Source organism: Acinetobacter sp. TUM15064 (assembly GCF_008980265.1).
GTDB lineage: Bacteria > Pseudomonadota > Gammaproteobacteria > Pseudomonadales > Moraxellaceae > Acinetobacter.
The window spans coordinates 83,105-108,774 of the sequence record NZ_BKFU01000004.1; the positions used below are offsets into that span (position 1 = coordinate 83,105).

A 25,670-nucleotide genomic window follows, 5' to 3' on the forward strand; every position below is an offset into this window, starting at 1 on the left:
TAAGGGAGAATGCGACTCAGGTCTAAGCCTTATTCACCTACGGTCTTAACTTAACTCTTGTGGGTCAATATCGAGATTTAATTTCATGCCATGCGGCTTGTTGTGCCAGACATTTTGCCACCACTGACGAATATAGAAGTGCATACGTGCACGGTCTTTTGAGAGCAGTACCATATGCGCCTGATAGCGCCCAGCTTTACGTTCCATTGGTGCAGGAATAGGTCCCCAAATATCAATAGTGTTTTCTGAGGCTTGGCGCAGGGCTTGTGCATGCTCTTGTAAAAAACTTTGGTTCAGTTCTTGTTGTTTAGACTCACAGCGCAATAAAGCTGCATAGCGATAAGGTGGCATCCATGCAGCTTTACGCTCTTTCAGTGTTTGCTTGGCAAAGCTACGATAGCCCGATTCCAAAAGGGTATTCAGCAAAGGATGATCTGGACGTAGAGTTTGTAAATAGACCTCACCTTTTTTCTCACCACGTCCAGCGCGTCCCGCAACTTGGATGATGAGCTGTGCGGTACGTTCTGTGGCACGAAAGTCAACACTGAGTAAGCCTGAGTCGATGTCTAAAATCGCCACCAAAGTCACATAAGGAAAGTGATGTCCTTTGGCTAACATCTGTGTGCCGAGTAAAATAATCGGTTCGCTTTTTTGAATTTTATTATAAATCTTTTGCCAACTACCGACTCGACTGGTGGAGTCGCGATCAACCCGAATCACGTCAAAATTGGGAAATAACGCTTGTAGGTTTTCTTCAACTTTTGCGGTACCTAAACCAATCGGTTTCAGTTCATTATGTTGACACTGCGGGCAGTGTTCAGGCATACGGTGGATGGTGCCACAGTGGTGACAGTGGAGATGCTGATAAGGCTGTCGATGTACGGTGAAATTGGCATCACAATGTGGGCATTTTGATTGCCAGCCACAACTCTCGCAGATTAACACGGGCGCATAGCCTCGACGGTTTAAAAAAACCAAGACCTGTTCTTTTTTGTCTAAACGCTTCTGTATTTCATGAATTAGTTGTTGGCTGATACCATTTTGCTTTTGTGCAACTTTCAGATCAATCACATGCATTTTTGGCATGACTGCTGCACCAGCCCGCTGGTTCAGTTCCAAGCGGATCATTTTACTTTGTTCGACCAGTGCATAACTGTCGATACTGGGCGTTGCAGAACCAAGGATAATTGGACAGTTTTCTAAGTGTGCACGGTATAAGGCCACATCACGAGCGTGGTAGCGGAAGCCCTCTTGTTGCTTGAATGATAAGTCGTGCTCTTCATCTAAGATGATCAAACCCAGATGTGGAAGGGGCGTATAGATAGCAGAACGTGTGCCAATCACAATTGAGGCTTTACCTGTTTGTGCGCTTTGCCAAGCTTGCAGGCGCTTAGAATCATTCAAACCTGAATGTAGTAGCACAATGTGACAGTGAAAACGAGATTGAAAACGACTCACTGTTTGTGGGGTGAGACCAATTTCAGGCACTAAAACCAAGACTTGTTTGCCTTGTTTTAAAACCTCTTGCATGACTTGCAAATAGACTTCAGTTTTACCACTACCGGTTAAACCATCGAGTAAGAACGCTTGATAGCTGTTTCGTACTTTTAAAATACGCTGAATGGCATGCTTTTGGTCCTCATTGGGGGTGAGAGGCATTTGTGCCAGTGTCATGGCTTGCGGTTTAAAGTCTTGAGCTTCAAGGATGCACTGGGTGATTTGCTTTTTTTCTAAGGCTTTTAAGGTTGCTGTTTCTACACCAGCCAAATTTAAAATGTTTTCAGAAGTTCCTGTGGGATGCAGTTTTAAAATTTTATAGGCATCTTGTTGTTTTTCAGAACGCTTTAATTTGTCTTCGGCATGGTCATCAATCAGCTTCCACATCCGTGCCAATAGGTTATAAGGCTTACCTTGGCGTAAAAAGCTAGGTAACGCGGCATGTATCACTTCACCAATCGGAAATTGGTAATATTGTGCTGCCCATGTCAATAAACTTAAAACTTTAGCATCTAGAATAGCGCTGTCATCGAGCAACTCAGTTATGGCTTTGAGTTTAAAGCCTAAATCGAGTGGTTTCTCATCAGTGAGTTTCTCAACAATGACACCGACCACATTTTGGCGACCAAATGAGACAGCCACACGTGCACCGACTTCAGCTTGGTGGTATTGTTCAGCCGTTAAACTATAGTCAAAACAGTCATATAGATAAACAGGAACAGCCACACGAATACGGTAGCTCGGTGTGGTGGAAAGTGTATTCTCTGGCATAAAAAGCTCAAAATGTCCTGATGAAATTGTGATTGTGTGATGAATGAGTTGTGTTAGAGTGATGACATAATTTATAACTTAGAATATGAATGATTTTGATGCTGACATGCAACAGCACCAAATAACTAAATGGACAATTAGAAAGCGTAATCATGCCAGCATATCAATTTACCGCACTCGATGCCGCAGGAAAGCAGCAAAAAGGCGTGCTCGAAGGGGATTCAGCGCGTCAAATTCGGCAACAACTTCGTGATAAAGCGCTGATTCCAGTCTCGGTTGATCCTGTTGAACAAAAAGATAAGCACAGCAGCAAAACATGGTTTCAAAAACAAATTACCGCTTATGATTTGGCTTTATTGACACGTCAACTTTCTGTCCTTGTCGCTGCGGCCATTCCTTTGGAAGAAGCCATTCGTGCGGTCGGAAAGCAGTCAGAAAAAGCACACGTACAAAACCTGTTGATGTCAGTCCGTTCTAAAGTATTGGAAGGTCATTCATTAGCACAAGGTTTACAGCAGTCGGGGCGTTTTCCAGAGTTGTACATTGCCACGATTGCCGCTGGCGAGCGTTCAGGACATTTGGACTTAATTTTAGATCAGCTGGCAGACTACACTGAAAACCGCTTTGCGATGCAAAAGAAAATCCAAGGCGCGATGATTTACCCGATTATTTTAATGCTGATGTCTTTTGCTATTGTGATGGGACTCATGACTTATGTGGTGCCAGACATTGTCAAAACCTTTGACCAAAGCAAAGATGCCTTACCATGGATTACTGTGGCTTTGATGAAAGCCAGTGATTTTATTCGCGTGGCATGGCCGTTTCTATTGGTGGGCAGTGTACTGGGCATCGGCTTATTATTGCGATTTTTAAGAACCACAGCAGGGCATTATGCCTTTGATCGCTTAACGCTCAAATTGCCATTATTCGGTAAACTTTCGCGTGGTATAAATGCCGCACGCTTTGCCAGCACCTTGTCGATTTTGACCCAGTCAGGTGTGCCCTTGGTGGATGCGTTAAAAATTGGGGCGGCAGTGAGTAATAACTGGGTGATTCGCGATGCGGTCAATCATGCCGCAGAAAAAGTGACCGAAGGTGGAAACCTGGCGACCCAGTTGGAGCGTAGTGGTTATTTCCCACCGATGATGGTACAAATGATTAAAAGTGGTGAAACCTCGGGTGAATTGGATCGGATGTTAGAGCGCGCATCGACCATGCAAGACCGAGAAGTGACAACGCTGATATCGACCTTGCTGGCTTTACTTGAGCCATTGATGTTGGTTTTGATGGCAAGCATTGTCTTGGTGATTGTGATTGCCGTGATGCTACCGATCGTCAACATGAACAATATGATTTAATTTTAAAAATATAAGATGGAAGAGAAAATTCACATGCAATCAAAAATCTATAGACGCCAAGCTTCAGGTTTTACTTTAATTGAAGTTATGGTGGTGATTGTTATTTTAGGTGTGTTGGCAGCCTTAATTGTTCCCAATGTGATGGGACGCGGTGAAAAAGCCAAAGTGGATACCACCGTTATTACGCTTAAAGGGGTTGCTGCGGCATTGGATCAATATAAATTGGACAATGGTAAATATCCTTCGATGCAAGAGGGTGGACTTGACGCTTTGGTGAATAAGCCTGAGTCTGCAAAAAATTGGTTGCCAGGCGGTTATGTGAAAGGTGGATATCCCAAAGACAGTTGGGACAATGACATTCAATATGTTGCACCTGGGAGCGATGGACGACCATTTGATTTATATTCTTTTGGTGCGGATGGACAACAAGGTGGTGAAGAAACCAATGCTGATATTCAATATCAACCTTAATTGAGAATTATTATATATTGGCTTTAATTGAATATATCATTACAGTGCATAGCTTATGCCAATAGACACTGTAATGATAATACATATTAATTTAAAATTAATATCTAAGATTTTGATTTTAAAATATTAAATATAATAATAATGGTTGAGATTTATAATAAGAATTATTCCCATATTTATTGATTACAAATAATGTAAATTATGGATAAAAATAGGCTTTTTATTTATTTAAATCCTTGCATAATGTTCTTAATGGCAACTGATTTGCCTGAGGAGAATAGAATGAAAGCATTAACCTTGTTGGATGACGTTAGCCAATTCCATTGGTCGATGCTCAAATCTGTTCTTTTGATTTTGAGTATGCTTCCTGTTGCTCAAGGTGTTTTAAGTCTTTGGCAATCGACTGAAGGCAGCAGTCAAATTATGGTAGGCTTCTTTGCAATCAGTCTGTTCAGCACATGGGCAGTTTTGAGCTTTTGGTCCGCTTTAAAAGCAACCGTACTCACACTCGATCAAGTACAGATTACAGCATTAGAACAAAAAGTAGTTATGGTTTATCGTTATACCCCGATGCTCTTTTTAGCCGGTATGGTGTCCTATTTGGTCAGTCAAATTTAATACTGACATGCATCGTTGTGATAAAAAGCCGAGCATATACGCTCGGTTTTTTATTGCGTCATGAAGAATGGCAGAAAGATAGGATTGCTTGTCTGTTTCGTCGTATATGATCCTAGTGTTCGCTCTCTATACTGTAAAAAATATAAAGATAGAGTGAAATATGGAACAAATTGATTGGGCAGATTTTTTAAAAGTCGAGCTCCGAGTCGGACGTATTATTCAGGCCGAAGTCTTTGAGCAAGCACGTCAGCCTGCTTATATTTTACATGTCGACTTTGGTCATGAGATTGGCATTAAGAAATCGAGTGCACAGATTACTGAGCGTTATCAACCTGAACTGTTATTGGGTAAATTGGTGGTGGCAGTGGTTAACTTTCCGAAGAAACAAATTGGTCCTATCCAATCTGAGTGCTTAGTGACAGGCTTTCATGATTCAGATGCAGGCGTGGTGCTGTGTGTGCCTGATACAGATGTTCTAGTAGGTACCAAGTTACTGTAGCTGAAAAAGGAAAACCCAAGCGCAGCTTGAGTTTTCCTTGGAAAAGTCTGATCTAATAATAGGAATTATCGACGAGACTTAAACGATACATCGACTTTACGTGGACGATAGATCCAACCCAAGATCAGTAAAAAGACTGAAAAACCTAAAATTGGCCAGTCACTTAAACGGGTATATAGGGTTTGACCTTGCATAGCAGGTAGTTCGCCACGAAGCACGGTTGCCACATCTTGCGGCGCACGCTTTACGATATGTCCCTGATAGTCAATAAATGCCGTCACACCTGTATTGGTGGCACGGATAAACCAGCGCCCATTTTCTTTGGCGCGCATCTGCACCATCTGTAAATGTTGTAAAGGGCCTGCGGTTCCCGTAAACCATGCATCATTGGAAACCGTCACCAAGAAATCACTTTGGCTGGCATTGCGACGCGTCAAGTTCGGATAAGCCACTTCATAGCAAATGGCTGCACCTAAATGTTGCTGATGAATAGACAGCGGTTTTTGCTGTTGCTCGCCACGTGAGAAACCACTCATCGACGGATCATTTTGCATAGCTGGCAAGACCCATTTCAGTAAACCAGATAGCGGAATATATTCACCAAAAGGCACCAAACGTTGCTTTTTATAGAGGCCTTCAGCCTCAGCACCATTGGCCATAATGCTGTTGTAGTATAGGGGGCGACCTGCCGCTTCAGAGCCTGAAATATCCCAATACGGAATACCCGTGACCCACGCCGTGTTGCTTTTCTTGGCTTGCGCAGTCATCGCAGCTAAAAAGGGTTCGATATCACTTTGGAACATCGGAATAGAGGATTCAGGCCAAACAATGAGGTCACGTCCCCATTCTGTTTTAGTCAAATCGGCATAGATTCCGAGTGTTTTCAATTGATATTCAGTGAGCCATTTTAAGTCTTGCGGGATATTGCCCTGAATTAAAGAAACCGATAGTGGTGGCGTATTTTTTGCGGAGACGAACTCAATTTTTGATGCACCCCATGCACCAAGTACCAATAAGGCAGAAGGAATGACCCAGAAGATGCGGCGGTTTAAAACTTCGACCAGTGCACAGGCCAAAACCAAGACCACAAACGACACCCCGAAGATACCAAATAATGGCGCATAACCATCCAGTAAACGTTCGGTAAAGGCATAGCCTGCAAACAGCCAAGGGAAGCCTGTGAAGACCCACGTTTTTGCCCATTCAAAAAGCACCCAAAGTGGGGCGAAGGTCAGTGGTGTTTCAGGGAAAAAACGGCGGTAAATAAAGCTTTGGACAGCCGTGAATAAGCCCATGACCAAGGCCATAATCCCGATCATGCCGACACTTAAGGCACTATTGGTATCGCCATAGACATGAATGGAAGTATAGAGCCAAAAAGCCCCCACGAACCATAGGCCAAAACCATAGGCCCAACCAATGCCAAAGGCCTGCTTTGCACTGCGTTTGCGTAAAGTCGCATAGAGCAGTGCTGGGGATAGAATTGCCAACCACCAATAGTAATACGGAGCCAGTGCAAAACTAAAAATAGCACCAGAAAATAAGGCAATTAAAAGCGGATAAATTAAAGGTAACTGTTTTTGTTGTGAAGTAGGGGTTAACAGTTTGTCAAAGTAAGCTCTCATTTACGAACGGCTCGAATCAGATGAATAGAACGTGCATCTGCTTCTACAATGGTAAATTCCCAATTTCCAAGATCAATCACCTGACCTTGTAAATCACTCACTAAACCAATTTCTTGAAGCAATAAACCGCCCACAGTTTCAACCTCATCATCAGAAAAGTCTGCATCTAAAAGATTGTTAAAGTGTTCGATTGGTGTAAGTGCCTGAACCAGCCAGGTATTTGCCGTGGTTGGGTCATTGTCAGGAATAATATATTCCGCTTCTTCATCAATTTTGTCGTGTTCATCTTCAATTTCACCGACAATTTCTTCCAAAATGTCTTCTAGCGTTACCAAACCTGAGGTTGTACCGTATTCGTCAATCACCACTGCAATATGCGTTTGGGTATTTTTCAACATGCGAAGCACTTGGTCTGAACGTGCACTTTCAGGCACAAATAAAGGCTGGCGCATTAGCGCACGTATATCCACTTTATTGTTTGGTTCAGTCAAGAAAGGCAATAAGTCTTTCGCTAACAAAATGCCAACGACATTGTCAGGTTGATCTGATGAAAAGACAGGGAAACGTGAATGTGCTGACTCAACCAAAGTATGTAAAATGTCGAGTAACTCATCATCTTCTTGTAGGCTGATCATGGATGTACGCGGTGTCATGACCTCGCGGACTTTGGTTGCTGGAAGGTCTAATACGCCTTCTAACATCGCAACAGTGTCGGGTTCTAAAAAACGACGTGAATCTTGAACTAACTTTAACAGTTCATCGCGAGTTTCTGGCGCGGTACCTAACCATTTGCGTAAGCCACGCATTCCCCACGACGGGCCTGATTCCTCGTGCATGATCTTTCCTAAAGACGCTTAATATCTAAAAAACTTAATTTTATCATACCGTAGAAAACACAGTTGTCTATTGTAATTAAGCAAGGATTGAGTGAATGATCAGATCAAATGTTTTGCAATAGCAGACTTGAGCCGTCGAAGGGTGATTGAATTGAAATGTAGAAAGGTGAGTTGTGTTAAAATTGGCAGGTTTTTAAATTTTTGAGTTTGAATATGTCTGATTTGGAACGAAGCCCAAGCATTCAATTAAACACCCGTGGTTTACGTTGTCCTGAACCTGTGATGATGCTGCATCAGGCCATTCGGAAGTCTAAATCGGGAGATGTAGTGGAGGTGTTTGCAACGGACAATTCAACTTCTTGGGATATTCCTAAATTTTGTATGCATCTTGGGCATGAATTGTTATTACAAGAAGAACGTTTAGATGAAAATGGCAATAAGGAATTTCATTATTTGGTTAAAAAAGGTTAGGACATTTGTCTTGGCCTTTTAAAATGAGCTTGAGTAGAGAAAAAGAAATAACGTTCATCCAAGCAAATCAGAATGAAAAAAATAACTGTATTCTTATGGGCTCATATTTTTGCATTATTTTGTTCAATTTCTTGGGCAAAATCTTGTGAAGTTCCTGTAAGAACGATGAATGTTGCAGGTTTAAAAATTGGACAGCATATTCGTGAATTTCAACAGCATCATCCCACTGCAAAAACGTTTATTTTAGGGGGCGATAATTATCAGTTTGAATTTGCACAAGGTGTGGATACACCAATTAAAAAAGCAGGTGTGAGCTGGGTTTAGCATATTCGTTATGACCCACATTCTAAAATGATTGTTTCATACAGTTTAAGTTTTTTAGATGGGCCTCTTGCGACGTATGAAACCGATTTAGATGTTTTTAAAAGTCGAGTCTTAAAAAGATTTCAGGTGGCGCAAAACGGCTGGAAACAAGTTGAAAATAAATATGTCTATGAGTGTGATGATTATCGGATTGAAATTTATCAAGATCATGGAGTTGGGCATACTGCGATAGGGCCAACGGTGATGGTTTTTAGCAGAAAGTCAGATGCCTATCAATTAAAAAAATCCCTTCAGTGCTGAAGGGATTTTTTTAATCTAAAAGAGATCACCTGTGCGGAAATATGCCTCAGCGTAAGCCTTTTCTAACATTACATGTTCGGGTATGAGACACGGTTAGCAAAGTAACCGCTTTGCTGTGTCGCAAGGAATTACATATTCGGGTAATTCGGCCCACCGCCACCCTCAGGAGTCACCCAAGTAATGTTCTGAGACGGATCTTTAATATCACACGTTTTACAGTGCACACAGTTAGCCGCGTTAATTTGGAAACGCTTCGAACCATCATTCTCTTCCATAATTTCATAAACACCAGCAGGGCAGTAGCGCTGAGCTGGCTCGTCCCATTTAGGTAAGTTTACATTTACAGGAATAGAAGCATCAGTCAGTTTCAAGTGTGCTGGCTGATTTTCTTCATGCACCGTATTCGATACAAATACTGAAGATAAACGGTCAAAAGTCAGCTTACCATCTGGTTTTGGATAGTTCGGCTTAAATGTTGCCGCATCTACAGTTTTCAGTGTACTGAAATCAGGCACTAAGTCATGCAATGTAAACGGGACTTTAAACACGTTCTGGTCGATGAAGTTAAATGCACCACCACCGAACGTACCAAATTTGTGCATTGCTGGGCCAAAGTTACGAGAACGATATAACTCTTCTTTTAACCAGCTATTGTTGAACTTGTCTGTATAAGCGGTTAACTCTTTTGCAAAGAAGTCTTCGCCTTCAAGCACACGTGCAATGGCAAGATCACCACCTTTTTCAACGCCTGCTTGAATCGCTTCGAATACTGCTTCGCCGCACAACATGCCAGACTTCATAGCCGTATGAGAGCCTTTAATTTTAGCGAAGTTTAGGAAGCCTGCATCATCACCAATTAAAGAACCACCTGGGAAGCTAAACTTCGGTAGTGAGTTGAAACCGCCTTTCACTACAGCACGTGCGCCATAAGAAATACGCTTACCACCTTCAAGATACTGCTTAATCAGTGGATGCGTTTTCCAGCGTTGCATTTCTGCAAATGGATACATGTGTGGGTTTTCGTAAGATAAGTCCACGATCATACCCAAAGTGACTTGGTTGTTTTCAGCGTGATATAACCACCAACCACCAGAAGAACCTGTTTCAGCTAGAGGCCAACCTGCCCCGTGCATCACCAAACCTGGCTTGTGTTTCGCAGGGTCGATTTCCCATAGTTCTTTGATGCCGATACCATAGTGTTGAGGGTCTGCATCTTTATCGAGATCGAACTTGGCAATCAGGCGCTTACCTAAATGACCACGGCAGCCTTCAGCAAAAATCGTGTATTTGGCATGTAGTTCATAGCCTGGGGTAAAGTTATGTGTTGGTTCACCATCTTTACCAATTCCCATATCACCGGTTTGGATGCCTTTAACCGTACCATCAGCATGATAAAGAATTTCAGATGCAGCAAAACCTGGGAAAATAGAAACTTCTAATTCTTCAGCTTTTTGGCCTAACCAACGCACTACGTTACCAAGTGAAATCACATAGTTGCCATCATTGTGCATGGTTTTAGGAACCATCCAGTGCGGCGCTTCTTGTGACTTTTCAGCAGACATTAAGAAATACGTTTTATCTTCAGTTACTGGAACATTTAAAGGCGCGCCTTCTTCTTTCCAGTTTGGGAACAACTCATTGATCGCACGCGGTTCGAGCACAGCACCTGAAAGGATATGCGCACCAACTTCAGAGCCTTTTTCTACGACACAAACGGACAGATCATTAAGGTTGTTTTCAATTGCAAGTTGACGAATTTTAATCGCAGCAGAAAGGCCAGCAGGGCCTGCGCCTACGATGACTACGTCAAACTCCATCGATTCACGTTCGATGTGTTCCATGTAGGACTCCTCATATGGTTAAAGGTGGCAACCGTTTTGACTCAAAGAACGGTGCTGCCATGAGTGTTCTTAGTTCCCAGACACAAAATTTATCATCGTGTCTTTTATATTGTGAGCTAGTATAGGTTTAAACCGAGTTCTAGCCAATTGGCTGAATCATATTATTTTTCCGTCAGACAGGCATGAATTTTATGGATAAGCAGCACAACTCAGCAAATCCGACGAAAAAAGTAGCTATTGCTGATAATAAAAACTTAACTGATATTGCACAATACATAAAAGATGGACAGTCCGGTCACAAAAAGTCAATCCCTCCTTTAGATCAATGGCACCCAAAGCATTGTGGTGCAATGGATTTGAAGGTTTTGGCCAATGGAGAATGGTGGCACGAAGGTCAATTGATCAAACGCCCAGCCATGATTGAGCTATTTGCAACGGTACTTTGGAAAGAAGAAGATAAGTTTTATCTTAAAACCCCTGTCGAGCAGATTGAAATCGAGGTTGAAGATGAGCCTTTATTTGTCAATCAGGTCGATCAAGTCGAAATTGCAGGAAAAATCTACCTACAACTGACCACGACCACACATGATGTGGTGATTGTTGATGAAGCCCATCCCATTTTTATGCGTGCCTTCCAAGGGGAGCTACGTCCTTATGTGCATGTTCGCTTTGGGATTAATGCATTGATTCAGCGTGCTGCTTTTTTTCATTTGGTGGAAATGGGTGAGCTAAGCGACGATGCAGATGGACAGGCTAAACTGTGCTTACAAAGTGGTGATTTGCTATTGCAATTAGGCACCTGAGGTTTAAGCTTGATTGATCTTTTAACTTTATACTGCAACGAGTCCTCATGAGTGCCATTCAGCCCTTATTTCCCCTGATCAACCCCATGCCAAAAGCGACAGCCGATGCGCCAATCGGGATATTTGATTCGGGAATAGGTGGCTTATCCATCGCTCAAGAAATTGCGAAGCATTTGCCGAATGAACGCTTTATTTATTTTGCCGATACTGCACACGTGCCTTATGGTCCACGTGATGACCAAAATATTCGAGAGCTGTCTGCACATGCTATTGAATGGTTGTACCGCCAAGGCTGTAAAGTTGCCGTTGTAGCATGTAATACCGCTTCAGCCTTTAGTTTGGATTATTTACGTGAACATTATGGCGATAGCTTTCCGATTATTGGCCTTGTTCCTGCCTTGAAGCCTGCAGTACTACAAAGTAAATCTAAAACCGTGGCTGTACTAGCCACTCCTGCGACTTTTCGTGGACAGCTCATCAAAGACGTCGTCGAAAAATTTGCGCAACCTTCGGGCATTAGCGTAATTCCTGTGACTTGTTTAGATTTAGTGCCTTTTGTTGAGAGTGGCGCACAGATGAGTGCGGCATGTTTAGCCATTTTAAAAGATATTTTACAACCCGTTGTCGATCAAGGCGCAGATTACTTAGTTTTAGGCTGTACCCATTACCCTTTTTTGAAAATAGCGATACAATCTATTTTTGGTCAGAAACTGACATTAATTGACTCTGGGCAGGCAGTTGCACGACAAACAGCCCGTATTTTAATCAAAAATGAGTTATTATTTGAACAAAATCATGCTGATGATGTTCGAATCGAATGTTTTGTCAGTGGAAATAACGCAGAAAGTTTAAGACCCATCTTAGAACTTCTGCTTGAACCAGAATTAAATTGGACAATTTCGAATATATCGGATTGATTTTTATAAAAATGAGTCTAGTATTTTGATATATAGTCAAAAAATTGAAACCTAACATGCTTGAGTTAGTCGCTGTATCCATCTAGTTAAAATTGGGGGATGGGATACTGCGAAAAATAATGAGGATAACCGATGCTCGATAAGCGTTATCAAGTTTTTATTACGACCTCTGGAAGTGAAATGCAACCAGAACGGATGATTTTGGCCCAGACTTTAGTAGGTATGGGTTTTTTTTCTTGGGGATTAGAACAACGGACACCACTTTCAACGGCTTTTGCACGCCGTCAGATTGATGACTGTGACTATGTCATTTTGTTGCTTGGAAGCAAGTACGGTGAGCAGTCTGTATCGGGTGTGGGTTATATGCATCTCGAATACATTTATGCAGTGACCAAACAAAAGCCGATTATTGTCTTTATGCATGATGATCCAGATGCGCGTGATCCTAATTTGCATGATGACAAGCCTGAGTTACGTGAAAAATTCAAAGATTTTAGAAAACTACTGCAACAGGAAGTTGATCAGGTTTTTACGTATAGAACGATGCGTGATTTGGAGATGGCTGTTCGTTTGAATATGACCCAGATGTTGGAGCGTTATCCTGTATCGGGCTGGGTTCGTCCACAGAATACCCAAGTATTGCATGACGAGATAGATAAGCTCAAAGCGAAGGTGATGCAGTTAGAAACCGAAGCAGGTAAACGCGAAGTCGATCCATTCCTGACATTGCCGAAAGTAGCTATGCATGAGTTTTTTGTATTTGATTATCGGATGCATGCTTATCAGGATGGAAACTTTAAAGAACTGAAAATTCAAAAGCAGATGACCTGGGCACAGTTACTCTCGGTTCTGGGTTCGACATTTATTCATCCAACGCCTGAAGAGTATTTTTCAAAACGCATGAATGAATATTTAAATGAAACGGGTTTAAATGATGCGCGGCAAGAAATGCCACGTGCGCATGCGGTTGCTCGTTCACAAATTAATATTCGTGCCTTACATAGTATTAAAATGCAAATGCGTCAAAATGATTGGATCATTCAGTCGGGTCGGGATGATCGCCAACGTATGCTTTGGCAGTTGACCCCAAAAGCCAGTAAGCTTTTGGAGAGTAATTTATTGGAAAATGATCGGGCTTTCCAATTTCAGTCTTCGTAGTTATCCATTTAGAAAATGAAAGGAAAACTGTTACAGTAGGGACATTCAAAAACGAGCAACGAGGGCTGAATGTCTACTGCAGCAAAAGCAAAAGTGACTGTTATTTTGGCAAATTTGGGGACGCCAGATGCACCGACGGTTTCCGCAGTGCGTCGCTTTTTAGATCAGTTCTTATCTGATTCGCGTGTGATTGAAATTCCCAAACCGCTTTGGCAGATTATTCTTCGTTTATTTATTTTGCCGTTTCGTCCGAAGCGTGTTGCCCATGCTTATGAAATGGTGTGGGGTAATGACTCGCCAATGCGAGAGATTTTGCTAACCCAAGTTACTGCATTAGAACAGCAACTTCTTGTGGATAATCCCGAATTTGAATTGAATATCGTCCCTGCGATGACCTATGGCAATCCTGGTATTCAGCCTTTGCTTGCTGAGTTGAGTCAAAACCCTCAAGATCATATTGTGCTTTTTCCTTTGTTTCCGCAGTATTCTGCAACATCTAGTGCGCCTTTATATGATGCTTTCGCGAAGTGGATTCCCAAGCAACGCAATTTGCCGGGGTTGAGTATTATTCGCGATTATTATCAGCACCCCTTATACATTCAGGCTTTGGCGCAAAGTGTGCGCGATTTCCGTGCTGAACATGGCGTGACTGAAAAGCTATTAATGTCTTTTCATGGTATTCCACAGCCTTATGCCGATAAAGGCGATCCCTACGCCGACCGTTGCCGCATCACAGGGCAGTTGGTGGCAGAAGAGTTGGGACTGGCAGAGAATGAATGGGCCATCAGTTTCCAATCCCGCTTTGGCAAGCAAGAATGGGTAAAACCATATACCGATGCCTTGCTGACCGAATGGGCAGAGCAAGGAGTGAAGTCAGTACAAATTATGAGCCCTGCGTTTTCAGCGGATTGCTTAGAAACTTTAGAGGAATTGGCGATTCAGAATGCTGAATTGTTTTTGTCTCACGGTGGAGAGCGGTATCAATATATTCCAGCCTTGAACAGCCGCGGAGATCATTTGCAATTGCTCAATACTTTGGTTCAGGCTAATCTTGATGCCTTAAAACAGACATTAGCCAGCAAAACGAATTGAGGTTGACACGCTATGTTGCAAGTTAAAATTGTGCCTGTAACGGCATTTCAGCAGAACTGTTCGATTGTTTGGGACAGTGACAGTAAAGAAGCAATTTTAATTGATGCAGGTGGAGAGCCTGAGAAACTTAAAGCTGAAATCGAAGCGTTGGGTCTGACAGTAAAAGCGCTGTGGTTGACGCATGGACATTTAGATCATGCTGGAGCAGTCGGGGCATTAAAAAAACTGTGGGATGTCCCTGTGATTGGCCCGCATAAAGAAGATGCCTTTTGGTTGGATATGATCCAAGAAGTCTCGCAGCGTTATGGTTTTCCTATTCCTGAAAAAGTGGATGTCACGACTTGGCTTGAAGGCGGGGAAGTTCTTAAACTGGGCAATGAAGAGTTTGAAGTGCGTTTTGCCCCTGGGCATACCCCAGGTCATGTGATGTTTTATAACAAAAACTATGGATTACTGTGGACAGGCGATGTGTTGTTTAAAGGCTCAATAGGTCGTACCGACTTTCCGCGTGGTAATCATCAGCAGTTGATTGACTCTATTCAGCGCGAATGCTTTAGCTTACCTGATGAGACACAGTTTATTTCAGGACATGGCCCAATCAGTACCATCGGCTTTGAAAAACAACATAACCCTTTTGTGGCAGGAAAAGCAGGCTAAGTGTTTCGCTGTCTAGTTGAAAATAAAAAAGTCAGCTGGTGCTGACTTTTTTATTTTCGAAATGGATGATTCAAAATGTGTTGAGTTTCGAGAGCAAACACGATGGAGAATAAGGCGAATAAGAGCCCAACCGAAAGGATCAACAGATCTTGTATATAGATGCCAAACATCAAGCTACTGACCGAAAGTAAAGACGCAATAATGACAATAATTTTACTGAGTAGATTCATCTTTTCCTCCTCCTATAAGGTTTATTTTTATGATTTATTCAAATGTGAGTGAGTAAAAACCTAAGGAGGATTATAGATGAAGAATATTATTTTTGAATAAATATTAATCAATTAAATGGTGAACAATTCTCATCAAAATATGAAAAATATCATGAAATAAGGCAGACTATTCTTCAGAATTATCGGCCTGTGGAGCATCTTGTGTTGGGAGGCGATATTCATCGTTTGCCCATGCGCCTAAGTCAATTAGCTTACAACGCTCTGAACAAAAAGGACGAAAGGCGTTATCTTCCCATTGGCTCATTTCACCACAGCGCGGGCATGGAAACGTATGTGGCATGATGTGCTCCAGATAAAATTTTCGGATTGAAATAGGCAAAAACGTTGGCAGTTGTTAGACTGATGCGGTTTTTTCTTAGTTTGATCTGATTATGCCAATTCGTCAATTTCAAGCCCAGCGTATGCAAGCCCCTCGTGATTTCAAAATGATCAGCCGTGATCCTATTTGTGTGGAAATTGGGGCGGGCAAGGGTAAACATGCCTTATTGTTTACGGCCAATCACCCTGAGAAAAAGCTGATTGCGGTTGAGCGAACCCGTGAAAAGTTTGTGGCGATGCAAAAGCAACATGGCTTAGAAGGCCAGCAGAATTTACAACTGGTTCATGCCGATGCTCTGCCGTGGGTGGTGCATGCTTTGCAGCCACAGCAAGTTGAGCAGTTCTTTATTCTTTATCCGAATCCTGAACCGCATAATCCTGCGCAGCGCTGGTTGAATATGCCGTTTTTTGAGTTCCTGATTTCACGTTTACAAGTGGGTGGACAAATCACTCTAGCCAGCAATATTCCAGAATATATCGAAGAAGCACAGCAACAGTTGATTGAGGTATGGAAATTACCGTTTGTGAAAGAGCGCATTGCGGGTCATTCTGCACGTACGCATTTTGAAATTAAATATTTAGAACGAGGCGAGCTCTGCCAACAGTTGATCATCACCAAACCTGAAGGTTATCGCACACGTTTTGATACGTTTCAGGCTTTGCAAGGTCAGAACCCACAGGCGCAATCTTCGGATCAAGCTGAATAAACCATGCCAAAGCGTATTGCAATTATTGGGGCGGGCCCAGCAGGTTTGATGGCGGCAGAAGTGTTGAGCCAATATGAGGTTCAGGTCGATGTATTTGAACAAAAACCATCAGCTGCACGTAAGTTCCTGATGGCGGGTAAAACAGGACTGAATATCTCTCATGCAGAACCTGTGGAGCAGTTTATCGGTCGTTATGATCAAGCCGAATGGTTGGCGCCTTGGATTCGTGAGTGGGATGCCGCATGGATTCAAGCATGGATGAAAGGTTTAGGCATTGAGTCCTATGTTGGAACGTCTGGGCGTATTTTCCCGATTGAAATGAAAGCTGCGCCTTTACTGCGTGCATGGTTGAAACGCTTGGTTGAGTCAGGCGTCAAGTTTCATTATCGTCATCAATGCCTCAGCCTCAAAGAGCATACGCTTGAAATCAAGTCTTTGATCAGTGATCAAGTACACAGCCAGAGCTATGATGCCATTGTCTTGGCCTGTGGAGCAGTGTCATGGTCTCAGCTCGGTAGTGATGGTGCATGGCAAGATTGGTTGGATGGCGATGAAATTGAACCTTTTCAAGCCAGTAATGCTGGGGTAGAACATGAATGGTCAAGCTACATGCAACCCGTTTTCGGTCAACCCCTGAAACGTATCGCAGCATGGGTGGGTGATACAGAAAAAAGTATGGGCGATATCGTGATCACCCATTACGGTCTAGAAAGTGGTTTGGTCTATAAGCAAGGACGAGCGCTTCGCGCACAGCAGAAGCAACAACAGTCTTTAGTGTTAACGCTTGATTTACTGCCTGATGTCACGGTTCACGAATTGGCTGTACGGTTGAAACCCACGAAAAAACAGTCGTTAAGTAATGTTTGGCGTAAAGCTGGTTTAGATGCAGCCAAGGCAAATTTAGTACGTGAGTTGGTTGCAAAAGAACACTGGAATCACCCTGAACAACTGGCTCAGCAGATTAAGCAACTCCAGATTCCTTTAACTGGTTTTCGTCCGATTGAAGAAGCGATTAGTTGTGCAGGTGGTGTGCGCCGTGAAGTGCTGAGTTTGCAGTTGCAATTAAAATCTAATCCCGCCGTTTTTTTATGTGGGGAAATGTTGGACTGGGATGCACCGACAGGGGGCTACTTACTCACTGCATGTTTTGCAACTGGACGTGCCGCGGGTAATGGGGTTTTGCAGTATTTGAATGTGGCAAAAAAATCGCCATAAGCAATGCAACTGAAAATCAGCTGTGCTAATTTGAATAAAAAATTCAAGGAGCATCATGATGTCAGATCTTCAGCAGTATGTGGGCAGTTGCCTATGCGGTGCAGTAACTTATCAAATTGATGGGCCGATTGGCGATATTGTCCAATGCCATTGTCAAAAATGTCGCAAGGCCAATGGAACCGCCTATGCAACCAATGCACCGATTGCTAAGGCGGATTTCAAACTGACGTCTGGTCAGGATGTTGTGAAAAAATATGCATCGAGTGCAGGCACAGAGCGCTGTTTCTGTGGCAACTGTGGTTCGCCACTGATTAGTATTAAGGCCGACACACCTGACTTTTACCGTTTGCGTATTGGCACTTTAGATACCCCGTTACAACAAAAGCCGACGCTGCATATTTTTGTGGCATCTCAAGCCGAGTGGGACAACATTTGTGATGCATTACCACAATATGCAGAGCGCCCGTAGTTCATTACTTGAATTCAGGGGATCGAGTGATCCCTTTTTTTTGTCACTTAGTAGCCTGTAGCTGTTGTATCTTTTTGCTTAGAGTATTGCGACTGCCAGTGCTCAAGCTGTTCTTGAGCATGAATAAGTTCACCAAGACCTTTCACGTTCTGCTCTGGCGTAGCATTTTTATTCTGGATAATTTTGGCTTGGTTGTCCCAATATTGGTACATCAAAGTTTGAATGTAGCGTCCTTGCTCTGTTTTCAAATCCAGCTCTTTCAGCATATTCAGCGCAGACTGAATGTTGTCTTGTTTACGCGTTTTTGCAAACTCATCTGTCAGTGTACCTGCTTCGCGCATTTTGATGAGCTCATCTTCCATTTCGTCACTCATGCTGCTAAAGCGTTGGTCATAGTCGACCAAGAGCGTAATATCGTGTGGATCATCAGCTGTTTGAGCAAAGTTTTTAACGGGTTCGGAGCTGAGTTCTTGCAGAACTTTATCATCGCTCGAAAGCGTGTCTTGCTCAGCACGTTCATCGGCCTTGTTACAACCTGTCAGGATTAAACTGCCACCTAAAACAAGCGGCAGTAGAACCTGTTTCAATGAAAGGGTATGTGGGTTCATGTCGGTGTCCTATTATTCTGCTATTTTTTGAAAGTGATAGGCATAAGTGATGTAAGGAAAACTGATTTCGTCCTGTGGCTGTTTGCCCGTGTACTGCAGCACAATTTGTTCAAACTGATGTTTTAAATCCTGTTGTTGTTTGAGTGGCATTGCGGCAATAAAACTGGTCGAAAGGAGACGTTTTGACACAACTTGCTCCACTGTACCTGTTTGCTGCTGTGCAAACTGATGCAAGCTTTTAAGCTGAAATAAGGTTTGATGTTCAAAAACTTTTTGCCATAGCCCGCTATGATAACGTGGGGTATCTCCTTCTAAAGGAGCAAGTCGTTCTGCCAGAGCATTGACCCAGTTGACTTGAGTATCGCGTTGATTCCAGACCAAGCCCAAATGCCCTTGCGGTTTTAGGACACGATGGATTTCGTTTAAACTGTCCATGTTGGCAAACCAGTGGAAGGCCTGCGCAGATAAAACTGCATCAATGCTTTGCGAAGGCAGGGGAATATGGTCACTAAAGGCTTGTAAAGTTTCCACCTGTGGATAAGCCAGTTTGAGCTGAGCCAACATTTCGGTGACAGGTTCGATGGCAGTGAGTTGTCCACTATGTGGAATAAGATAAGGCAGAAACTTACCTGTACCCGAGGCAAGATCAATCACATGTGAATCTGTGTTTAAATGCAGTTGCTCGGTGAGCCACGCATGGATCTCTTGTGGATAACTTGGACGCACTTGTTGATAAAGTTCAGCAGCTGCGCTAAACCCGTGTTGTGCCGCAGGATGGAGTAATTGTGTCATATTTTGCGCTTTTTTATCTGCTCTGCATCTATAAAATAACACATTTGGTTCGATGAAATCGCTTATGCTGTATGGAACGAACATGACCTCACTTTATAGGAATGAAATCTCTCAGCATGGACATGGCGAAACAAATTATTTTTGAAGATGAACAGATTCGTGTCATTTTTTTACAGGGTTCATCGGACGAACTTATTTTCTCTTTTGGCGACCTGATTACCCGTGCCAAGGGAACGTCGATCAATGCAGAAAAGTCGCTGGCGAAGTTTGGCTTCAATGTGGTCGGCATTATGCCAAAACAAAAGTCATGGTTTCCAGAGTCTTCGATGGTGGCCATGTTGGACGCGATTCGCGCTTGGATTGCACCCTTTCAAACCCGTATTGCTTATGCAGGGTCAATGGGGGGCTATGCCGCGATTAAATACTCAAAGCTGCTTGGATTTAAGCGTGTGGTGGCCTTGGTGCCGCAGTATTCGATCGACCCTGAACAGGTGACGGATAACCGCTATAACATGTTCTATCAGCCTGAGCTGAACCATGACATGCAGGTACAGCCGAAAGATGTCTCGGCAGAGTGTGAATACATCGTTATTTATGACCCTTACTGCCCTGAAGACCGTGCACACTATGAAAAATTACAAACGGTCGTGCCGAATCTGAAAACCCTGAACTTACCTTTTACAGGGCATGATGCGATTGCCGTTTTAGCCAGTTCAGATTTGCTACATGATTTTCTACGTCATGAGTTTGATGCGCCGTATTTTTATAAAAAAATTCGTGAAGTGAAAAAGAACAGCAAGTTTTATTACCGGAAAGTGATCGAAAACTTGTTGCCACGTCACCGCTTTTCTTTGGGACGCATTCTGAAAAATAATGACCTTGAGTTAGATGGTCAGTTTTTTGATAGCAAACTCAAACAAAGTATTATCCGTGAGTTACTCAGCAATCGACAAGTGAGCCAGACCGATCTACTGAAACTGGGCATTCAGGTCAATTTGCCACAAGAAAGTAGCTGTCAGTTGATGGATAATTTTGGACATGGTTTAGTATTCAATATGATCAGTCAGAAAATTGAAAGCTATGCACCAGATGCCATTGCACTGAATCATAAGTTTCTGCTGCCGATTTTTGCCAAGGGCAATGGGTTAGTACATATTTACTATAACGACATGCGTTATACCATCGTCATGAATGACAGACAGATCATGAAATTGGTACATGAACAAGCTGAATTAAGCGCTGGAATGCATCCATTGTTAATGAAAAAATACAGTGATTATTATCTGATTAGCTATAAGCAGTTTAACTTTAGCTGTGATGAATATGGTGGCTTTGATTTGGTCGAGGATATTCCAGAAACAGCGCAGTTTTTAGTCTCAAGCGATACTGAATCAGATGTGTTTCTATGATGTGCTCATGTGATTTATTCATATAGGGCTTTGGTCTAAAGCCAAGCGCTTGTTTTCCGTCCTATTTGGTTTAATATGAAAGTATTGTTTATATTTTAAACAATACGGATAAAGATCAAATAGGGTGGAAGCAATGCAAAGACATTGGTCGGCTGTATTTATAACATTATTGTTTATTTCAACATCCCAAAGCGTACTGGCACAAAGTTTAGACCCCGCCTATCTGACATTCGGTGGTGGCTTGGTTCTTCTGCTGATCCTGACGTTTTATGTGATTAAACAGATCAGTATTTCTATTCGTATTCATCGTAATAAGCCCGTTAAATAGCGGGCTTTTTTCTGTGTATGGTGGCTGTTTTCAAGTGGTCAAGACCGTGTTTACATTGAAAAGTAGGGCTGAGTTGGTTTAAATAAGCGTTCTATCATTATGCAGAACAACAGGACGTGAGCAATGAAAGCCGTATTTTTAGATTATGCATCCTTAGATAAAAATGATTTGGACTTTCAAGCACTGCATGCTGTTTTTGATGAACTGATCCTCTACCCAAGTACCGATGCTGAGACGCTTGTTGCGCGTGTGCAAGACGCAGATGTGATTATTAGCAACAAAGTGATGGTGAATGCCGACACCTTAAAACAATGCTCTCGGTTAAAGTTGATTTTAATCTCTGCCACAGGCAGCAATAACATTGATTTGCAACAAGCCAAAGCACAAGGTGTTGTGGTGTGTAATTGTCAGGGTTATGGTACGGCAGCAGTGGCACAGCACACTTTAATGTTGATGCTCAATCTTGCAACCTCATGCTTGCAATACGACCGCGCGGTGCAACAGGGCGAATGGAATAAAGCTTCGCAGTTTTGCCTACTGGATTATCCAATTATTGAACTTTCCGGTAAGACCTTGGGCATTTTAGGGTATGGGGAATTGGGGCAGGCAGTGGCTAAACTCGCTGAAGCCTTTGGCATGCGAGTTTTAGTGGGCAATTTGCCAAACCGTCCACATGCTGACTCAACACGAGTGAGCTTTGATGATTTGCTAGCGCAATCAGATTTTATCAGTCTGCATTGTCCATTAACCGATGACACGCTTAACCTGATTGATGCTCAAGCTTTCAAAAAAATGAAAAAAAGTGCCTTTTTAATTAATTGTGCACGGGGTGGAATTGTCAATGAAGCAGCCTTGGCAGACGCGTTAAAACAGGGTGAAATTGCAGGTGCTGCAACTGATGTATTGACCGTTGAGCCACCGAAAGAGGGCAATGTTTTATTGGATGCTCGTTTGCCGAATTTAATCATTACGCCACACAGTGCGTGGGGCAGTGTTGATGCGCGCCAGCGCATGGTGCAGCAGTTGGTGGAAAATGCTCAAGCTTTTCAAGCTGGACAGCCAATCCGTCGGGTGAATTAAAGTAAATGATGACAATGAAGAAGCCTGCCGAATGATGGGCTTCTTCGTTGTAGTTCTTTTTAAGTTTAGCTTTAATCCTATTTTTTAAATATTAGAAATTTAACAATTTTTAATAAATTTAGGATCGAAATATTGTTGCAGGTGAGTCAAAGTACGCTGTGTATCGCTATTTTCAGGATTCATAAGCATAAAATAACTTTGTTGGCGTGCAAACGCTTGAGCCTTTCCCTCTTCAGCATAAAATCCCCCATTGGGATAGGTCCAATGTGTTTCAAATGCTCGTAGAATTTTATTTTGATGAAAGTAAAAACTGCGTTGGCTTTGGAATGATTCACCATAAATTTCGAGTGTCAGCTTACACTGATCTTTAAGTTGATACAGTGAGGCTTCATTCCCTTCAGTTGATTTATATTCTTCATCCTCAATCATTTCAATAGATTGAAGCTTACGTCCCTCAGCCTCATGACTGTACTGTGGCAATATTAGATGCTGTTGTAAAAGATTCAACGTTGCAGCGTGTTGTGGCGTAGGAATTTTAGAATAAGTAAATAACGCTATAAGTACTAAAAATATTCCAATAATGATGCCAATGATTATTTTCATAAAAATTTTTATGATTATGTGGCTTTTATAGGTCGATGCTAGAGCCTAAGCTCAATAACTTCAAAAGTTTTTTTGTTTTTTTAGTCAAAAGCCCATCAACTGATGGGCTTTTTTTTCATTAAAGCTTAGTCACTTTAATTTCTTCTTCTGCTTGAGCAGGTGTAAAGGAAGATGGTGCTTGGGTAATCGTAGGTTCATTCATTGTTTGAGGTGCGACAGGCTGTGGAGATGAGACTGACGGCGCTTGAACCGCAGGAGCATCTACGGGTGCAGATGAGGGTTGACTCAAGCTACCTTGGTAAATGGGAGCGGGTTGATCCGTTTGACCAGTGATCACTTGCTTGGTTTCATGCAACTTTTTATTCACATTTTGGGTAACTTGTTGTCCTGTTTCTTTGGCTTGTTCTGCGGTGTTGTTGGTGATGGTTTTTGCGCTGTCCAAGGCTTTGTGTGCAGAAGGGCGAATTTTTTGGATGCCTTTTTCTGTTGCAGTACCGACTTTTTCCGCCGTGTTAATCACACCTTCTTGAGTTTTATAAGCCCAAACGTGAAAGATGTTGGGGTTTTTACCATAAGGTGTAATAGGCTTTTGTGCTTGCTGAGTAGTGGTTTCTGTTTGTGCCCATACACCTGCTGTTGTCATTAAAAGAGTGCAGAAGAGTGTTGTTTTCATCATGTTCATAGAGCAGTGTACCTCTTGGGCTATCGTGCATAAATCAGCGTTTTAGCATAAAGCCTCTTTGTGTGAATTTCATGTGCTTGGTTGTAAATAAGCGTAGTGTGCAAATGTCTATAGCGAAAAAAGAGCCCAGCATGTGGGCTCTCTCAACTCTGGAGGAGTTTAACTTTTACTGCGCGCCAACGGCAGCATCCGCAGATGAACCGACTTTGGCTTTAGCGACAGGCGTGTCTACTTGGAGCTGAGCTTGCCCATTTAAGTCAGCACGTTTGGGTTGACCACTGACAGCCTGCTTAGTTTCCTGCCATTTTTGTTTGGTCGCTTGTTGGCCTTGTTTCGCTTTATCCGCTATATAGTGACCACTTTTTTTGGTGTTGTGCTCAACAGACTGTTTAACGTCACCAGCCTTATCTTTTACGACAGCAGATTTTTCGGCTGAAAATTCTTTGGTGTCTTGCCATTTTTCTTTGCTGAATGCTTTGGTTTTGTCGACACCTTGTTCAACCGTTTCACCTGTTGCATGCGCGGCATGTTTGACATCATGTTTTAAGTTTTGCAATACGCTTGGCTGCGAGGTTTGAACTTGAACATTGGCCGATGTATTGGCTGTGGTATTTGCAAATAGGGAAGTGGAGGCTAAAAGTGCAGTGGTTAAAGCCGAAGCGGTGAGTGTTTTTGTTAAAACTTTCATCTTTGATTTTCTACCTCTTATGACAGAACCCGATGAGGAGTTCAGAACAGCAGTCATCATAGACAGAAATGAGCTCAAAAATAGCGTTTGATATGAAAGTCGCACAATGCGGCAACAGCGCATGAACACTGGGCTGAAAATTGTGTTGTTCGGTTAATTGATTAAAATTATGTAAATTTATGCGTAGTCGTTGTTTTAAATGTAAAGAATATAGAGACTGATATTGAAGTAAAAAGACACGATGCAATAGATTTTTGAGAGTAGTCATCACTGATGTTGTACCAGTGATGACGATTTGCTTAGTTACATTGCGCTAGGGCTTCTTTTGCAAAGTGATTACGTAGTGCGAGGAAGTTTTTCTGTACTTCTGCATCGTGTAATTCAAATTTGGTTGCTGTGCTTGTACCATCGAGTGCAAAGGTTGCTGAACCACCTGTGATGAGGGTGTAGTCACGGAACGCCCACTGTTCTACGACTTTGCCTGCTTTGAGGTTGCCCGTAAATTCGATGACACATTTGTCTTCAAATTTGGTCAGTTTTGCTTTGTTATTGGTTGTGTCTGGATAGACTTCAATGTCTTGGACTTCTTGTAATACACCCGCTGTCAACTGTGGAATCGTTGGTTGAGATGTACATGCTGTAATAGAAAGGGTAGCAAAAGTAGCGAAAAGTACAGTTTTTAATTTCATAAGGTTCGTTCTTGTTGCGAGTTGTTAAGTTGAGTATAGGGAATTGGGGAGGGGTTGGCTAGAGTGACTTATATCACTAGTCAGTTGGATTTTTTCTGAATAAATAATGTTGTTCTACTTTTATCGAATCAAAGTTGGAGCAAATCATATTTGAATTAAAATTATCAGTTTCAATCCAGAAATCTTGCAATAATTTTATTTTTTCTACTTGGTCATCAGTTAATTCTTCATACCATTTAGGGGAAGCAAAAGTGTTATGTACATATAAGAATATGAGTGTAAAAAGTTTATCTTCAATTTTCTCTGGATCATTAATTATTGAGTTAATTATTTTCTCCCCAAAGTCATGATTTTCATAAAACCAACTTAAAATCAGATAACCACGGTTGTTAAAAGTTAGGCAATTTACAAATAGATTTTTTGATCGGGTATGTGGGTCATCTAAATTTTGAAGTATATTGCCGTCTAAATCAAAATTTGGATTAAAACAACTGCTACTCTGAAATTTAGGATAACCATCAGATAGTTCAAAAATATAATGTTCTAGTAGGTCT

At 42.2% G+C, this 25,670-nt stretch carries 30 protein-coding genes and 1 pseudogene; 18 read left to right on the forward strand and 13 right to left on the reverse strand.

The annotated features are described in order from the left end of the window. Positions 1-45: 45 nt before the first annotated feature. A complete protein-coding gene (locus GBI16_RS02410; RefSeq protein ID WP_151706445.1) occupies positions 46-2,268 on the reverse strand; it encodes a primosomal protein N' in 2,223 nt (740 codons plus the stop codon). 152 nt (positions 2,269-2,420) lie between these two features. Here GBI16_RS02410 and gspF point away from each other — a divergent pair, with 152 nt between their 5' ends. The 4 genes from gspF (at position 2,421) to GBI16_RS02430 (ending at position 5,214) form a co-directional block, all read left to right on the forward strand. Then, on the forward strand, positions 2,421-3,626 hold the full coding sequence (gene gspF / locus GBI16_RS02415) for a type II secretion system inner membrane protein GspF (RefSeq protein WP_004692652.1): 1,206 nt from the start codon (positions 2,421-2,423) through the stop codon (positions 3,624-3,626). Between the two features lie 33 nt (positions 3,627-3,659). Beyond that, on the forward strand, positions 3,660-4,097 hold the full coding sequence (gene gspG / locus GBI16_RS02420) for a type II secretion system major pseudopilin GspG (RefSeq protein ID WP_086209809.1): 438 nt from the start codon (positions 3,660-3,662) through the stop codon (positions 4,095-4,097). Between the two features lie 282 nt (positions 4,098-4,379). After that, the gene (locus GBI16_RS02425) at positions 4,380-4,715 is read left to right on the forward strand and encodes a hypothetical protein (RefSeq protein ID WP_086209661.1); all 336 of its coding nucleotides are present in this window, start codon (positions 4,380-4,382) and stop codon (positions 4,713-4,715) included. Positions 4,716-4,875: 160 nt separating this feature from the next. Next, a complete protein-coding gene (locus tag GBI16_RS02430) occupies positions 4,876-5,214 on the forward strand; it encodes a tRNA-binding protein (protein WP_151706446.1) in 339 nt (112 codons plus the stop codon). Between the two features lie 65 nt (positions 5,215-5,279). Here GBI16_RS02430 and lnt read toward each other — a convergent pair whose 3' ends face one another. Both lnt and GBI16_RS02440 read right to left on the reverse strand, forming a co-directional pair. After that, complete coding sequence (gene lnt / locus GBI16_RS02435; RefSeq protein ID WP_086209659.1) at positions 5,280-6,839, reverse strand: apolipoprotein N-acyltransferase; 1,560 nt, start codon at positions 6,837-6,839, stop codon at positions 5,280-5,282. Beyond that, positions 6,836-7,675, reverse strand: coding sequence for an HlyC/CorC family transporter (locus GBI16_RS02440; RefSeq protein WP_086209658.1), 840 nt, complete (start codon positions 7,673-7,675; stop codon positions 6,836-6,838). Before GBI16_RS02440 ends, lnt begins: the two co-directional genes overlap by 4 nt. 213 nt (positions 7,676-7,888) lie before the next feature. On the opposite strand from GBI16_RS02440, the gene tusA reads away from it, so the two are divergent. The 3 genes from tusA to GBI16_RS18890 all read left to right on the forward strand — a co-directional run bounded on the left by tusA (position 7,889) and on the right by GBI16_RS18890 (position 8,770). Then, positions 7,889-8,146, forward strand: a complete 258-nt coding sequence (gene tusA / locus GBI16_RS02445; protein WP_086209657.1) for a sulfurtransferase TusA — start codon at positions 7,889-7,891, stop codon at positions 8,144-8,146. Positions 8,147-8,218: 72 nt separating this feature from the next. Continuing rightward, the gene (locus tag GBI16_RS18885; protein WP_228267799.1) at positions 8,219-8,470 is read left to right on the forward strand and encodes a hypothetical protein; all 252 of its coding nucleotides are present in this window, start codon (positions 8,219-8,221) and stop codon (positions 8,468-8,470) included. A gap of 27 nt (positions 8,471-8,497) precedes the next feature. After that, the gene (locus GBI16_RS18890; protein WP_228267801.1) at positions 8,498-8,770 is read left to right on the forward strand and encodes a hypothetical protein; all 273 of its coding nucleotides are present in this window, start codon (positions 8,498-8,500) and stop codon (positions 8,768-8,770) included. Positions 8,771-8,898: 128 nt separating this feature from the next. Here GBI16_RS18890 and GBI16_RS02455 read toward each other — a convergent pair whose 3' ends face one another. Beyond that, the gene (locus tag GBI16_RS02455; RefSeq protein ID WP_151706447.1) at positions 8,899-10,611 is read right to left on the reverse strand and encodes an electron transfer flavoprotein-ubiquinone oxidoreductase; all 1,713 of its coding nucleotides are present in this window, start codon (positions 10,609-10,611) and stop codon (positions 8,899-8,901) included. A 191-nt stretch (positions 10,612-10,802) separates the two neighbouring features. Here GBI16_RS02455 and GBI16_RS02460 point away from each other — a divergent pair, with 191 nt between their 5' ends. From GBI16_RS02460 to GBI16_RS02480, 5 genes are all read left to right on the forward strand, one after another. Beyond that, complete coding sequence (locus GBI16_RS02460) at positions 10,803-11,414, forward strand: DUF1285 domain-containing protein (protein ID WP_151706448.1); 612 nt, start codon at positions 10,803-10,805, stop codon at positions 11,412-11,414. Positions 11,415-11,461: 47 nt separating this feature from the next. Then, entirely contained in the window at positions 11,462-12,331 is an 870-nt protein-coding gene (gene murI / locus GBI16_RS02465; protein WP_151706449.1) for a glutamate racemase, read from the forward strand. Between the two features lie 132 nt (positions 12,332-12,463). Continuing rightward, the gene (locus GBI16_RS02470; RefSeq protein WP_086209652.1) at positions 12,464-13,489 is read left to right on the forward strand and encodes a DUF4062 domain-containing protein; all 1,026 of its coding nucleotides are present in this window, start codon (positions 12,464-12,466) and stop codon (positions 13,487-13,489) included. Positions 13,490-13,558: 69 nt separating this feature from the next. After that, on the forward strand, positions 13,559-14,581 hold the full coding sequence (gene hemH, locus GBI16_RS02475) for a ferrochelatase (protein WP_151706450.1): 1,023 nt from the start codon (positions 13,559-13,561) through the stop codon (positions 14,579-14,581). A gap of 12 nt (positions 14,582-14,593) precedes the next feature. After that, positions 14,594-15,238 (forward strand): MBL fold metallo-hydrolase, encoded by a 645-nt coding sequence (locus GBI16_RS02480; protein ID WP_086209650.1) that lies wholly within the window; start codon positions 14,594-14,596, stop codon positions 15,236-15,238. A gap of 50 nt (positions 15,239-15,288) precedes the next feature. Here GBI16_RS02480 and GBI16_RS02485 read toward each other — a convergent pair whose 3' ends face one another. Next, positions 15,289-15,468 (reverse strand): hypothetical protein, encoded by a 180-nt coding sequence (locus GBI16_RS02485; RefSeq protein WP_151706451.1) that lies wholly within the window; start codon positions 15,466-15,468, stop codon positions 15,289-15,291. A 166-nt stretch (positions 15,469-15,634) separates the two neighbouring features. Beyond that, on the reverse strand, positions 15,635-15,808 hold the full coding sequence (locus tag GBI16_RS02490) for a DNA gyrase inhibitor YacG (protein ID WP_086209648.1): 174 nt from the start codon (positions 15,806-15,808) through the stop codon (positions 15,635-15,637). An 85-nt stretch (positions 15,809-15,893) separates the two neighbouring features. On the opposite strand from GBI16_RS02490, the gene GBI16_RS02495 reads away from it, so the two are divergent. Genes GBI16_RS02495 through GBI16_RS02505 form a run of 3 tightly spaced genes read left to right on the forward strand, consistent with a single transcriptional unit; the run spans position 15,894 to position 18,237 of the window. Further along, positions 15,894-16,553, forward strand: coding sequence for an SAM-dependent methyltransferase (locus tag GBI16_RS02495; protein ID WP_171494521.1), 660 nt, complete (start codon positions 15,894-15,896; stop codon positions 16,551-16,553). Positions 16,554-16,556: 3 nt separating this feature from the next. Next, on the forward strand, positions 16,557-17,768 hold the full coding sequence (locus tag GBI16_RS02500) for a TIGR03862 family flavoprotein (RefSeq protein ID WP_151706453.1): 1,212 nt from the start codon (positions 16,557-16,559) through the stop codon (positions 17,766-17,768). Positions 17,769-17,826: 58 nt separating this feature from the next. Then, complete coding sequence (locus tag GBI16_RS02505) at positions 17,827-18,237, forward strand: GFA family protein (protein ID WP_151706460.1); 411 nt, start codon at positions 17,827-17,829, stop codon at positions 18,235-18,237. 47 nt (positions 18,238-18,284) lie between these two features. On the opposite strand, the gene GBI16_RS02510 is transcribed toward GBI16_RS02505, so the two are convergent. Then, complete coding sequence (locus GBI16_RS02510; RefSeq protein ID WP_151706454.1) at positions 18,285-18,845, reverse strand: hypothetical protein; 561 nt, start codon at positions 18,843-18,845, stop codon at positions 18,285-18,287. 12 nt (positions 18,846-18,857) lie between these two features. Next, positions 18,858-19,637, reverse strand: a complete 780-nt coding sequence (locus tag GBI16_RS02515; protein WP_151706455.1) for a class I SAM-dependent methyltransferase — start codon at positions 19,635-19,637, stop codon at positions 18,858-18,860. Positions 19,638-19,759: 122 nt separating this feature from the next. Here GBI16_RS02515 and GBI16_RS02520 point away from each other — a divergent pair, with 122 nt between their 5' ends. The 3 genes from GBI16_RS02520 (at position 19,760) to GBI16_RS02530 (ending at position 22,454) form a co-directional block, all read left to right on the forward strand. Beyond that, positions 19,760-21,046: a hypothetical protein gene (locus tag GBI16_RS02520; RefSeq protein ID WP_171264461.1), complete on the forward strand. Its 1,287-nt coding sequence runs from the start codon at positions 19,760-19,762 to the stop codon at positions 21,044-21,046. A 133-nt stretch (positions 21,047-21,179) separates the two neighbouring features. Then, complete coding sequence (locus GBI16_RS02525) at positions 21,180-21,374, forward strand: hypothetical protein (RefSeq protein WP_086209641.1); 195 nt, start codon at positions 21,180-21,182, stop codon at positions 21,372-21,374. Positions 21,375-21,497: 123 nt separating this feature from the next. Beyond that, entirely contained in the window at positions 21,498-22,454 is a 957-nt protein-coding gene (locus tag GBI16_RS02530; RefSeq protein WP_151706456.1) for a 2-hydroxyacid dehydrogenase, read from the forward strand. A gap of 99 nt (positions 22,455-22,553) precedes the next feature. On the opposite strand, the gene GBI16_RS02535 is transcribed toward GBI16_RS02530, so the two are convergent. From GBI16_RS02535 to GBI16_RS18625, 5 genes and pseudogenes are all read right to left on the reverse strand, one after another. Then, positions 22,554-23,057 (reverse strand): hypothetical protein, encoded by a 504-nt coding sequence (locus tag GBI16_RS02535; protein WP_151706457.1) that lies wholly within the window; start codon positions 23,055-23,057, stop codon positions 22,554-22,556. Between the two features lie 118 nt (positions 23,058-23,175). Then, positions 23,176-23,739, reverse strand: coding sequence for a hypothetical protein (locus GBI16_RS02540; RefSeq protein ID WP_151706458.1), 564 nt, complete (start codon positions 23,737-23,739; stop codon positions 23,176-23,178). Between the two features lie 166 nt (positions 23,740-23,905). Further along, positions 23,906-24,427 carry a hypothetical protein gene (locus GBI16_RS02545; RefSeq protein ID WP_086209637.1) on the reverse strand — a complete coding sequence of 174 codons (522 nt, stop codon included), beginning with the start codon at positions 24,425-24,427 and terminating at the stop codon, positions 23,906-23,908. A 299-nt stretch (positions 24,428-24,726) separates the two neighbouring features. Further along, positions 24,727-25,116 carry a hypothetical protein gene (locus GBI16_RS02550; RefSeq protein WP_086209636.1) on the reverse strand — a complete coding sequence of 130 codons (390 nt, stop codon included), beginning with the start codon at positions 25,114-25,116 and terminating at the stop codon, positions 24,727-24,729. A gap of 76 nt (positions 25,117-25,192) precedes the next feature. Further along, positions 25,193-25,670: pseudogene (locus GBI16_RS18625) on the reverse strand (hypothetical protein); the annotation flags it as partial.